At 67.0% G+C, this 12,253-nt stretch carries 13 protein-coding genes; 12 read left to right on the plus strand and 1 reads right to left on the minus strand.

What is annotated here, in order from left to right; translation table 11 throughout:
* Window positions 1-5 precede the first annotated feature (5 nt).
* From PW843_25845 to PW843_25870, 6 genes are all read left to right on the plus strand, one after another.
* Window positions 6-1,325, plus strand: coding sequence for a hypothetical protein (locus tag PW843_25845; GenBank protein ID MDE1149990.1), 1,320 nt, complete (start codon window positions 6-8; stop codon window positions 1,323-1,325).
* Window positions 1,322-2,641 (plus strand): oligosaccharide repeat unit polymerase, encoded by a 1,320-nt coding sequence (locus PW843_25850; GenBank protein ID MDE1149991.1) that lies wholly within the window; start codon window positions 1,322-1,324, stop codon window positions 2,639-2,641. The genes PW843_25845 and PW843_25850 overlap by 4 nt, the downstream gene beginning before the upstream one ends.
* An 8-nt stretch (window positions 2,642-2,649) precedes the next feature.
* Window positions 2,650-3,840, plus strand: coding sequence for a glycosyltransferase (locus PW843_25855; GenBank protein MDE1149992.1), 1,191 nt, complete (start codon window positions 2,650-2,652; stop codon window positions 3,838-3,840).
* Between the two features lie 42 nt (window positions 3,841-3,882).
* Window positions 3,883-4,581 carry a hypothetical protein gene (locus PW843_25860; GenBank protein ID MDE1149993.1) on the plus strand — a complete coding sequence of 233 codons (699 nt, stop codon included), beginning with the start codon at window positions 3,883-3,885 and terminating at the stop codon, window positions 4,579-4,581.
* Between the two features lie 3 nt (window positions 4,582-4,584).
* The gene (locus PW843_25865) at window positions 4,585-5,139 is read left to right on the plus strand and encodes a phosphatase PAP2 family protein (protein MDE1149994.1); all 555 of its coding nucleotides are present in this window, start codon (window positions 4,585-4,587) and stop codon (window positions 5,137-5,139) included.
* A gap of 142 nt (window positions 5,140-5,281) precedes the next feature.
* The gene (locus tag PW843_25870; protein MDE1149995.1) at window positions 5,282-5,821 is read left to right on the plus strand and encodes a hypothetical protein; all 540 of its coding nucleotides are present in this window, start codon (window positions 5,282-5,284) and stop codon (window positions 5,819-5,821) included.
* A 72-nt stretch (window positions 5,822-5,893) separates the two neighbouring features.
* Here the strand turns inward: PW843_25870 and PW843_25875 are convergent, their stop codons facing one another.
* The gene (locus PW843_25875) at window positions 5,894-6,688 is read right to left on the minus strand and encodes a polysaccharide export protein (GenBank protein ID MDE1149996.1); all 795 of its coding nucleotides are present in this window, start codon (window positions 6,686-6,688) and stop codon (window positions 5,894-5,896) included.
* Window positions 6,689-6,924: 236 nt separating this feature from the next.
* On the opposite strand from PW843_25875, the gene PW843_25880 reads away from it, so the two are divergent.
* From PW843_25880 to PW843_25905, 6 genes are all read left to right on the plus strand, one after another.
* Entirely contained in the window at window positions 6,925-8,442 is a 1,518-nt protein-coding gene (locus PW843_25880) for a GNVR domain-containing protein (GenBank protein MDE1149997.1), read from the plus strand.
* Window positions 8,443-8,526: 84 nt separating this feature from the next.
* Window positions 8,527-8,778 carry a type II toxin-antitoxin system prevent-host-death family antitoxin gene (locus PW843_25885; GenBank protein ID MDE1149998.1) on the plus strand — a complete coding sequence of 84 codons (252 nt, stop codon included), beginning with the start codon at window positions 8,527-8,529 and terminating at the stop codon, window positions 8,776-8,778.
* Window positions 8,775-9,191: a type II toxin-antitoxin system VapC family toxin gene (locus tag PW843_25890; protein ID MDE1149999.1), complete on the plus strand. Its 417-nt coding sequence runs from the start codon at window positions 8,775-8,777 to the stop codon at window positions 9,189-9,191. The genes PW843_25885 and PW843_25890 overlap by 4 nt, the downstream gene beginning before the upstream one ends.
* Window positions 9,192-9,335: 144 nt before the next feature.
* A complete protein-coding gene (locus tag PW843_25895) occupies window positions 9,336-9,989 on the plus strand; it encodes an isochorismatase family protein (GenBank protein ID MDE1150000.1) in 654 nt (217 codons plus the stop codon).
* A gap of 73 nt (window positions 9,990-10,062) precedes the next feature.
* The gene (locus PW843_25900) at window positions 10,063-10,356 is read left to right on the plus strand and encodes a XapX domain-containing protein (GenBank protein ID MDE1150001.1); all 294 of its coding nucleotides are present in this window, start codon (window positions 10,063-10,065) and stop codon (window positions 10,354-10,356) included.
* A gap of 4 nt (window positions 10,357-10,360) precedes the next feature.
* On the plus strand, window positions 10,361-12,253 hold the full coding sequence (locus PW843_25905) for an amidohydrolase (protein MDE1150002.1): 1,893 nt from the start codon (window positions 10,361-10,363) through the stop codon (window positions 12,251-12,253).

Here is a 12,253-nt window from a genome sequence, read left to right on the forward strand (position 1 = left end):
GCCGGTTGGGAAAGCTTCTGTCCGGCCCCTTCCTGCGTTATCTGACGCTGCGCGGCGGCACGGCGGCGGCCACCCTGCTGGCCGGCGTCTGCCAGACCTACACCTTCGCCCGCGTGCTGGACCCGCACCTGTTTTCGCTGTTCATCGTCATCGGCAATCTGGGCCTGTCGCTCTGGCTGTTCGACCTGGGCATCGCCAAGGTGCTGTACGTCAATTTGCGCCAGCGTTTCCTGGCGGCCGGCGCGCCGGCCGAGTTGAAGGCCGACCCGATCTCGGCCCAGGCCACCGGCGTGGTCGGCCTGTACGGCGCCCTGGTGGCCTTGGGCTCCCTGGTTTGCCTGGGCATCATGGCCGGGCGCGGCACCGCGGCGGAGGGGGTGGAGTTCGCGCTGTTCTTCGCCTATTCGGCGCTGAACCTGGTGTGGTTCACCCTGCGCAACATCAGTTCCGCCACCGACCAGTTCCTTTATTTCGAAACGCTGGAGGCGGCGCGGCGCTTCGGCCACCTGGCCCTGATGTTCTGCCTGCTGGCGTCCATGCCCTTCCTGGCCTTTCTGCTGTTGAGCAACCTGGTGTGGGCGGTGCTGCTGGTGCTGGCCTGCCGCCGCCTGGCGGCCGTGGGCGGGCTGGACGGCCGCGTGGCCCGGGCGCCCGCAGCATTGGCCGCCTTCTTCCGTGGTCATCGCCCCATCCTGCTGGCCAGCGGCAGTTACGCCGCCGGTGAGATGTACATCTACAACTTCCCCAGCGTGCTGGTGCCGGCGGTCCACGGCCTGGGCGCGCCCGTCATCATCTTCGACACCGCCTTCAAGATCTTCCGCAGCGCCACCGTGCTGTTCTCCGCCGTGTGCGACGTTCTGGTGCCGCGCCAGACCCGCGCCCATGCCGAGGGCGACGTGCCCGCCCTGCGCCGCGCCACCGGCCTGGCCCTGGCCCTGGCGGCCGTGCCGGCGCTGGCCCTGTGCGGCCTGCTGCTGGTGGCGGGTGATCGCATCTACAGCCTGCTGCTGGGCCCCGCCGCCGTCATGCCGTCCAGCTTCACCCCCATCCTGGTGGTGCTGGTGCTGGCCAACCTGGTGCAGACGGTGTCCAACTTCGTGCTGGTGCACACCGGCTTCTTCCCCCTGATCGCCCGGTCGGCAGCATTGGTGGCGGGCCTGATGACCGTGGTGGCCGCGGCCGACGCCTGGCTCAAGCCGGACATCCACGGCTTCGCCGCGATGTACATGGCGGCCTACGTCGTCAGCGCCCTGATCTATGGCGCGCTGGCCTTGCGCCACCCCTTGCGCGGCCGGGAACGGCCGGCGGCGGGGGCGGCGGCATGATCCAGATCGACATCTGGCAGATCCTGGGGCGCATCCCGTTCGGCAACTGGCTGCTGCTGGCGGTCTGCGCCGCAGCCTTCATCGGCTTCTACGTGCTGGACTACCGCAAGTGGGGCTGCCTGTCCTTCGCCAGCTATTTCTTCGGCTTCAACTACCTGCTGAAGATCATCGTGATGTACCCGTTCGCCTGGTCGGCGAACAACATCCTGGCGACCAGCCGGCATTTCGAATCCATCGTCGTCCATATCGACAAGGCGCTGTACATCACCATCGGCGGTTTCGTCTGCATGGTGCTGGGCATCCTGGCGGCGCGCGTGCTGAACCGCCGCCAGCCGGCGGGGTGTGAGCTGATCTACCACACGCTGGCGCGCGGCTGGCAAAGCGGCGGCGGCGTCGCCCTGGGCGTGATGATCGTGGCCGGCCTGACGGGCGTGCTGTTCCTGATGGGTTTCCAGGCCTTCGTCGCCCGCAGCCTGGTGTTCGAACGCAACGACCTGCGCCCCTTCTATAACCTGTGGAGCCAGGTCGTCCCCTTCTTCGCCATCAACGCCATCGTCTTCGGTGCCGTGAACCGCAAGTGGGGGGCGGTCGCCATTGGCCTGGCCATGGCGGCCCTGGGCATCATCGGCGGCAACCGCACCGTGGCCATCCTGACCATGATGCAGGTGGGCGTGATCCTGGCCATGCCCAAGCGCTTCCGCAACCTGCCGGTCATGCTGCTGGCGGCATTGGGCCTGGCCTCGTTGGCCGTCACCATCGGGTCGCTGCGCGACGCGTCGATGACCGACCAGCGCGATTTCCTGTTCAGCCTGCTGTACGGCAACGACCTGTCGGACCTGCGCGACTTCGCCTGGATCCTGACCGGCATGGACGACAGCCCGCTGTACTGGGGCAAGACCTACATCGCGGGTTATCTCAGCTTCATTCCCGCCTTCATGTTTCCCTTCCGCGAGGAATTCGGCTTCGGCCGCGTCAGCCCGCAGCTGGCTGGCCTGGACCCCCTGTTCCACAGCGGTCTGCGTCCGCCGATCTTCGGCGAGATGTACGTGAATTTCGGCCTGCCCGGCGTGCTGATCGGCGGCTTCATCTACGGCGTGCTGGTGGGCCGGGTGATGCATTGGATCACCCGCACGCTGAACCTGCCCAACACCCCGGACAAGCCGGTGTCGCCGGTGGTGGTGTGGACGGGCTTCGTCATGCTGCAGATCATCGACAGCGTCGTGTTCACGCCGGCCTTCTTCGGCGTCTACGTGCTGGTGGCGCTGCTGTTCCTGGGCCAGATGCTGGCCCGCATCGGCGCCCGGCGCTGGGCGTGAGGGTGGATATGATGGACGGAACCCTGCCCCCGGCCGACACGGCCGTCATCCCCGCCCAAACGGCGGTGGCGCGCCCCTTGCGCGTGCTGCACATCGTGGAATCGGCCGCCACCGGCGTGGGTCGCCACCTGCTGGATTTGCTGGAGGGCACGCTGGCGCAGGGGCATGGCGCCGACGTCCTGTTCTCCCCCACCCGGGAGGACGACATCTTCCGCCAGGGCCGCGCCCGGCTGACCAACGTTCATTTCCGCGCCATCGCCATGCGCCGCGCGCCCACCCCCACCGACCTGAAGGCGCTGTGGGCGGTGAAGCGGCACATGGCCAGCTTCGGCCCCTACGACATCATCCACGGCCATTCGTCCAAGGGCGGCATGCTGGCCCGCCTGGCCGGCATCGGCACCAAGGCCCGCGTGGTCTACACCCCCCATGCCATCTCCACCCTGGACCCCAACCTGACGGGGCCGAAGCGCGCGCTGTTCCATGTGGGCGAGGTGGCGCTGGCCTGCCTGACCGACCAGATCATCGCCGTCTCGACCGGGGAGCGTGAACACATCATCGGCCTGGGCATCCCGGCCGACAAAGTCACCACCATCACCAACGGGATCGAACCGCCGGTAACCGCCCCGCGCGACGACACGCGCCGCGAACTGGGCCTGGCGCCCCATCATCTGGCCATCGGTTTCGTCGGCCGCCTGACAGCGCACAAGGGCATCGACATCCTGATCGATTCCTTCGCCCGGGCACATGCCGTGGCCCCGCACGCCCGCCTGATCATCATCGGCGACGGCGATGCCGGCGACGACGCACGGACGCGGGCCGAGGCGCTGGGCTGCAGCACCGCCATCACCTGGCTGGGGGCCCGCGACGCCGTGCGGTATTACGGCGCCTTCGACCTGCTGGCCCAGCCCAGCCGGTACGAGGGCCTGAGCTATACCCTGCTGGAGGCCGCCGGCCTGGGCCTGCCCATCATCGCCACCGACGTGGGCGGCACCCGCGACGTCATTGTCGATGACGTCACGGGCGTGGTGTCGCCATCGCACGAGGCCGCCCCCGGCGCCTTCGCCGACCTGCTGTGCGCCCTGGTGACGGATCCCGGGCGCCTGGCGCGCTACGCCGACGCCGCCTTCGCCCATGTGGGCCCGGGCGGCCGGGCCCGCATGGTGACCCGTACACTGTCTCTTTACCAATCCCTGCTATGACCGATTGACACGATGGCACATTTCACAACTAAGGCCTGGCCGATGAGCTGGTGGTCCCGCAAGCAGGAACAGGTTGAGATGACGGTGGACCGCGCGGCCATCGCCGGCCAGCCGCTGTTCAGCCTGTTCAACAAGCTGGCGATGATGCCGCATGATCCGGACGAGGGTTACGCCATCCAGGTCATCGGCGCCCGCGCCGGCGCCGGCGCCTCCACCATCGCCAAGGCCTTGGCCGAATTCGCCGCCATCAACGTGGACGGTCCCGTGCTGCTGGTTGACGCCGACCCGTTCGACCGTGAACAGGTGCGTTTGTCGGAACTGGTCCTGCCCAGCAGCCTGCACGACGCGCAGCAAGGCCTGGTGCCGATGGATGAGGTCCTCAAGCCCATGGGGATCGCCGACCTGATGCTGGCCACCCTGACCCAGCCGGTGGCGCGCAAGAACGGCCAGCCCGTCACCTGGTCGCTGTCGATCAGCGCCATGGGCGACATCGTGGACCAGCTGCGCCGGCGTTTCCGCTGGATCATCTTCGACAGCGCGCCACCGCAGAGCCTGGCCTTCGCCCATGTGCTGTCGCGCTTCGTCAACGGCACCGTCATCGTGGCGGAGGCGGAGAAGACCCGCCTGCCGGTAGCGCAGCAGCTGATCTACCAAATCCGCGCCAACGGCGGTAAGCCGGTGGGGCTAGTCATCAACAAACGGCGCCTGCTAATCTCGGAATTCATTTACAGGTTCCTGTAATGGATGGACATGCAGCTTCTCAACACCCTGGCCACGATCGGCTTCGTCCTTCCCCTGTTCGTCGCCCTGCTGGGCATGCTGCTGGCGCGGCGCGACTATCTGGTCGCGGCCTGCTGGGGCGGGGGGGTCACGATGGCGCTGCTGATCGCCTTTGGCATACGCGGGATGCTGCGGGACGACCCGGATCTGCCGCATTTTCCCAGCGGGCACGTCACCCTGGCGGTGGCGTTCTATGGCGGGCTGCTGATCATCTGGCTGCGCGGCGGGCAGGCCCCCGGGCGCAGGAATCTGCCCCTGGTGGCGCTGGCGCTGGTCGCCATCGCCCTGGTGGAGGGGTGGTCGCGTGTGGTGACGACGGAACACACCTGGGTGGACGTGACGGGCGGCTTCATCGTCGGCACGGCGGGCCTGCTGATCACCGGCTGCCCCTGGGCCGTGCGCCGCATCCAGAGCGGATCACGCCTATGGCTGGCCGCGACCCTGGCCGTGGCCGCCCCCTTCGCCTTTTTCAACGTCACCTGGCTGGACGGCCTGATCCGGAATTTTGTGGTTTTGTAAGGGTTCCCTCAAGCGCCGGGCGCGGCCATCCGGCCGCTTGGCTATCCTCAGTTTCCAGTCCGCTGACGCTCCCCGGAAACTTCCGGCGGCCGCAGTCGCGGCCTAATTTTTTTAAAGACAGCGAAATCCGCAGAGGTGAGCGATGATCCGCCGCCTGGTGCTGGCCGCCAGCCTGCTGGCCATGGTGCCGTGGGTGGTGCCGGCGCGGGCCGAGGACGTGCTGTCCAACCGGCTGGAACGGCGCAAGGTGATCGAGAAGGGACGGGACAAGCGCTCGCGCCTGGATGCCGATCCGCCGCAGGTGACCACCAAGGCCGCGCCAACCCAGATCCGCGCCTATGACAGCGACACCCTGGTCGTCGGGCCGGTGATGTACCGGCTGTGGGGCATCGCGGCCCCCGCCATGAACGAATTCGGCGGCTATAGCGCCATGCAGGGCCTGATCAAGCTGATCTACGACACCAAGATCGAGTGCGCGCCCACCGGCCAGGTCATCAACGGCGTCGCCGTGGCCCGCTGCAAGGTGGACGGCAACGACCTGTCGGCGCAGATGGTGGCCGGCGGTTATGCCCGCGACTGCCCCCGCCAGTCGGCCGGCACCTATGCCGAACTGGAACGCAGCAGCATCATCAACGTGGCCGGCGACTTCGACCTGCCGGCGGAATGCCTGGCGGACTGGTGAGATATCATGGCCTCATCCCCTCCGGCGCCGGGCGCGGCCGGATGCCAGCGCCCGGCGCCGGAGGGCGCGGCATTAATTAAGCGTCTGCTGCTGGCCCAGGGTGTAGTTGAAGCTACGCTGGAAGGGCACGACGCGGGTGATGAACTGGTCCACCCACTGGTCGACCTCGGCGATCGTGCTCTTGGGCACGAAGATGATGTCGAAGGGGTGCAGGCGCACGTCGTCGGCCGTGCCGGCGACAAAGCCGCTGATGTCGATGATCTTCATCATCGGGCGGCCGTTGGGGGCGCGGCGGATCAGCACCACCTTGTGGCTCTGCGCCGTTTCCATGAAGCCGTTGGCCATGGCGATGGCCTCCAGCACGCCGATGCGGCCGGGCATGTTGAACAGGCCGGCGTTGTTGACCTCACCCCCGATGAACACCCGTTCCGAGGCGTAGGCGCGGATGGCCACCTGGACGCGGGGATCGCGCAAATCGTGGCCGAAGCGCTGGTTCAACTCGTTGGTGATGTCGGGAACGGTCCGGCCCTCGGCATGCACCACGCCCACCAGCGGCAGGGTGAACTGCCCGTCGGGCCCCACGGTCACGCGGTCGTTGAATTCACCGTTGAACGGCAGCTTGACCTCAACCTCATCCCCCAGGCCGATGTGGTAGTCGGTGTCCTCATCCTCCCACGGGGTGAAGGCCGCGGCCTGGCTGGCGCCGGCGCGCACCGGCCGGCCGGCGGGTGCCGCCCGCAGCGCGGACGTCTGCGCCGCCAGCGTCTTTTCGTCCGGCGGCTGGATGGAATTGGGAACACACCCGGCCAACGGCGCGATCGCGCCCACGGCCAGCAGGACCAGTCCCAGGGAGACGTGTTGTTTCATATTCGGCGGCTGCGATTTAAAAGAGGGTTTGCGTATGGGCACGGGTGAATAGAATAGTCATTTTCTTCTGTTTTGTAACCCGGTGTAAACTTTTTGCCCCCATGCTAGTGCCGTACCCATCTATCCAACCGCCTGTTCTTGTGATCATTCCTTACAATCCTGCGTTTCGCTTCGCTGACTTACCTATCCGCCCCTGACCTTTCGACCGCTTGACCTTGACGCTGAAAGCCAACCCGATGCCGCACACACAGATGCCAGCCGCCCAGGCCCTGTCCGCCCAGGCCGCCGCCCCGTCGCAGGCCATCGCCTTCACGGTGCGCGACCTGGTGCTGATCCTGTTCCGGTATCGCCAGCGGGCACTGGCGGCCTTCGCCTTCTGCCTGATGCTGGCGGTGCTGCTCAGCGTCTTCATGCGGCCGGTACACCAGTCCGACGCCTCGGTCCTGATCAACAAGTTCAGCCGCGAATTCACCTATCGCCCGGAATCGGGGGCCGCCGCCGCCCTGATGCCCATGACCAGCGATCCGGAGGAACTACTGAACACCCAGGTGCAGCTGATCCGCAGCCGTGACGTCATCATCACCACCATCCAGAAGGTGGGCCTGGACAAGCTGTACCCCAACCTGGCGGAAAGCGACCCGGACAAGATCAACTGGGACAAGGCGGTGGAACGCTTCACCGACGCGCTGGGCACCGTGCCGCAGCGCACCTCAAACATCCTGCACCTGTCGTTCCGCCACCGCGACGCGGGCGTGGCCAAGCAGACGCTGGACACCCTGATCCAGGTGTTCCGGGAGAAATCGATCAACGTCTACCTCAACTCCCAGACCCAGTTCTTCGAGACCCAGGTGGCCGACGGCAAGAAGCGGGTGGATGAGGTTTACAAGAAGCTGGCGGACTTCCGCCGCGTCCACGGCGTGCAGGCCTATGAGGGGCAGATGGCCCTGCTGCTGCAGCAGCGCCTGAACCTGGACAGCACGGCCAAGCAGGTGGACGCCGACCTGGCGGGCGCCCATCAGCGCGTGACGGAACTGAAGCGCCAGATCAAGGAGACGCCGCCCGACGTCACCGCCTACACCGACAAGGAACAGAGCCGGGTGGTGGAAGAGGCGCGGACCAAGCTGTTGAACCTGCGCCTGCGGGAGCAGGAACTGCACGCCCAGTTCACCGACGAAAGCCGGCAGATGCAGCAGCTGCACCAGGAAATCACGGTGGCGGAACAGTTCCTGAAGACGGAGGAAGGCCGCTTCGCCGGCACCGTGCGCAAGGCGCGCAACGACGTGCTGACCAGTGCGGAGCAGGATTTGAACCGCACCATGGCCGACGCCGCCGCCTTGGAGGGCCGCAAGAAGGACATCGCCGCCCAGATCGCCAGCGTCGACGGCAAGATCAACGGCATGAGCGGCAGCGAGGCCCAGCGCTGGACCCTGGAACGCGATTTCACCGCCGCCCAGGAAAGCCTGAAGGGCCAGATGGCCCGGCTGGAGGAGGCCCGCGCGTCGGACAACATGAACCGCGGCCAGGTGGGCAACATCGCCATCGTCCAGGAACCGTCCCTGTCGCGCGAACCGGTGCAGCCCAAGCCCATCCTGAACCTGACCCTGGGCATCCTGGCCGGCCTGTTCACCGCCATCGTGGCGGCATTGCTGTCGGAATTCGCCTCCGACACCATCTACGACCCCACCCGCGCCGAACGCCTGCTGGGCATCCCGGCCCTGGCGGTGTTCAACGTGCATGAGAAGCCGGTGCAGTAAGGCGGGCCGGCCCCGCGCCAGCCCCCAAGATGGTATTGACGCCCTCCTTCCAGGTCCGCACTCTGACCTGGAAGGAGTGGACCCATGACCGAGATCGGCGCCCTTGAGGCGAAGGACCAGTTCTCGCGTCTTCTTGCACGCACCGCGCAAGGGGAGGCGTTCACGATCACCAGCCATGGCCGCCCCGTGGCGCGCCTGGTCCCCATCGAGCCCAGCCACGACGCGGAAGATGCCCGGGCTGCCTTCGCCCGACTGCGGGCCCGCGCCGCCACCTTGACCGGCGCACCATTCAGCCGCGCGGAAATCCGGACCTATCGCGACGAAGGCCGTCGGTGACCATCGTCCTGGACTCATCCGCGACGATGGTGTGGGTGTTTCCGGACGAGGATACTGATGTTGCCGTGACGTTGTTCGAGCACGTCGTGCGGGAGGGTGCCGTTGTGCCATCCTTATGGAAGCTCGAAGTTGCCAACACCCTGCTGTCCGCCGAACGACGGGGCCGTATCGACAAGGAGTTCCGGGAGGCGGCGGTCACTGATCTGGAAGCCATGCCGATTATGATAGATGGCGAAACCAGCGCACACGCCTGGCGAACCACGCTGGATTTGGCCGCGTCCCACCGCTTGACCGTCTATGACGCCGCCTATCTGGAACTGGCGCTGCGTAACAACATGGCCCTGGCCACCCTTGACAAGGAACTGGCCCGCGCCGCCGACGAACTCGGCCTGACGGTCATCGGCGTCATCTGACGCTTCGCCCACCAAACCGTCTCCAGCTTCAAATCAGCGGCCTTATCGACAAGATCGCCAGGGGTCCCTGGGCGCACTGTTCCCTCGCACCGGCAACCAGCCAGTCAGCAATTCCGCTCACAAGCGAACGCGAGGAAGACAGCCATGACCATCACCGCCACCCCGACCCCGGGCGCCAAGCTGCTGACCCCGACCGATCACATCCTGCTGATGATCGATTTCCAGTCGCAGATGTCCTTCGCCACCCAGTCGATCGACGCCACCACCCTGCGCAACAACGCAGCATTGGTGGCCAACGCCGCCGCCGGCTTCAAGGTGTCCACCATCCTGACCACGGTGGCGGTGAAGACCTTCTCCGGCCCGATGTATTCCGAAATCACCGACGCCTTCCCCGGCCAGGACCTGCTGGACCGCACGTCCATGAACACCTGGGAAGACGCCGCGGTGATCAAGCGGCTGAACACCTTCGGCAAGGGCCGCATCGTGCTGTCCGGCCTGTGGACCAGCGTCTGCATCGTCGGCCCGGCCCTGTCGGCGCTGGAGCAGGGCTTTGAGGTCTACGTCATCACCGACGCCTGCGGCGACGTCTCGACCGAGGCGCATGAGCGCGCGGTGGCGCGCATGGTCCAGGCCGGCGCCCGCCCCATCACCGCCCTGCAATATCTGCTGGAACTGCAGCGCGACTGGGCCCGTACCGAGACCTACGCCATGACCACCGGCATCGCGCAGAAGTTCGGCGGGTCCTACGGCCTGGGCATCACCTACGCCAAGACCATGTTCGGCGCCCACGAGGGCTGACCCCGTTGAGAAGTCGCACGGCCGGTCATCATGCCGGCCGTGCCCTTTTCCTGACGCCCAAGGGATGCCCCCGATGAAAATCTACCTGATGTCGCTGGGTGCCGGCCTGCTGGTCGGCGTCATCTACGCCCTGATCAACGTCCGGTCGCCGGCCCCGCCGGTGGTGGCCCTGGTGGGCCTGCTGGGCATCCTGGTGGGCGAACAGGTCCCGCCGCTGCTGAAGACCCTGTGGGCGAAGGAGCCCGTGGCCCTGTCCTGGCTGCACCAGGTGCGGCCGCACATGTTCGGCCATCTGCCCCAGGCCCAGCCCCAGCCGTCGCGACTGGCCGACGGCGCCCCCGCGACCGATAGCGCGAAAGGCATCTGACGCCATGACTGATACAGACATCCAGACCGCCGACCTGATCCTGCACCACGGCCTGTTCACCACCCTGGACCGCGCCAACCCCACGGCCACCGCCGTGGCGGTGAAGGATGGACGATTCATCGCCGTTGGTGGTGAGGCCGAGGTGATGGCGCACGCCGGCACCGGCACCCGCCTGATCGACCTGAAGGGCCGCCGGGTCCTGCCCGGCCTGATCGACAACCATCTGCACATCATCCGCGGCGGCCTGAACTTCAATATGGAGCTGCGCTGGGACGGCGTGCGGTCCCTGGCCGACGCCATGGCCATGCTGAAGCGCCAGGTGGCCATCACCCCGGCGCCGCAATGGGTGCGCGTGGTCGGCGGCTTCACCGAGCACCAGTTCGTGGAAAAGCGCCTGCCCACCATTGATGAGTTGAACGCCGTGGCCCCCGACACGCCGGTGTTCATCCTGCACCTGTACGACCGCGCCCTGCTGAACGGGGCGGCCTTGCGCGCCGTCGGCTACACCAAGGACACGCCGGAGCCGCCGGGCGGCCAAATCCTGCGCGACGCCAAGGGCAACCCCACCGGCCTGCTGCTGGCCAAGCCCAACGCCGCTATCCTGTACGCCACCTTGGCCAAGGGCCCCAAGCTACCCTTCGAGTACCAGGTGAATTCCACCCGCCATTTCATGCGCGAACTGAACCGCCTGGGCGTCACCGGCGCCATCGACGCCGGCGGCGGTTTCCAGAACTACCCCGACGACTATGAGGTCATCCAGAAGCTGGCCAATGAGGACCAGCTGACCATCCGCCTGGCCTACAACCTGTTCACGCAGAAGCCCAAGGGCGAGAAGGACGACTTCCTGAACTGGACCCGCACCTCGGTCTACAAGGACGGCACCGACTACTTCCGCCACAACGGCGCCGGCGAGATGCTGGTGTTCTCCGCCGCGGATTTCGAGGATTTCCGCCAGCCCCGCCCCGACATGGCGCCGGAGATGGAAGGCGACCTGGAGGGGGTGGTGCGTGTCCTGGCGGAAAACCGCTGGCCCTGGCGCATGCACGCGACATACGACGAAACCATCAGCCGCGCCCTGGACGTGTTCGAGAAGGTGAACCAGGACGTGCCGCTGGAAGGGCTGAACTGGTTCTTCGACCACGCCGAGACCATCTCCGACGAATCCATCGACCGCATCGCGGCGCTGGGCGGCGGCATCGCCGTGCAGCACCGCATGGCCTACCAGGGCGAATATTTCGTGGAGCGTTACGGCCTGGGTGCGGCCGCCGCCACGCCGCCGGTGGCCAAAATCCTGGACAAGGGCGTGAAGGTTTCCGCCGGCACCGACGCCACCCGTGTCGCCTCATACAACCCCTGGGTCTCGCTGGCCTGGCTGATCACCGGCAAGACCGTGGGCGGCCTGCGCCTCTATTCCCAGCACAACTGCCTGGACCGGGAGACGGCCCTGCGCATGTGGACGGAGAACGTCACCTGGTTCTCCAATGAGGAAGGCAAGAAGGGCCGGGTCCAGGTGGGCCAGCTGGCCGACCTGATCGTGCCCGACCGCGACTTCTTCGCCTGTGCGGAGAGCGAGATCGCCGACACCGCGTCGCTGCTGACCCTGGTTGGCGGCAAGGTGGTGTACGGCGCCGGCGACTTCGCCCGGTTCGACGAGAACCCGGTGCCGCCGGCCATGCCCGACTGGTCGCCGGTGCGCACCTTCGGCGGTTATGGCGCCTGGAACCTGCTGGAGCCGAAGGACACGCCGTTGCAGCGCCAGGCGGCGCAAGGCTGCGGCTGCGCCAATGACTGCAACGTCCATGGCCACGCCCACGCCACCGCCTGGTCGGCCAAGCTGCCCATCGCCGACCTGAAGTCGTTCTGGGGCGCCCTGGGCTGCGCCTGCTGGGCGGTTTGA

The sequence above is a fragment of the Azospirillaceae bacterium genome (assembly GCA_028283825.1).
Lineage (GTDB): Bacteria > Pseudomonadota > Alphaproteobacteria > Azospirillales > Azospirillaceae > Nitrospirillum.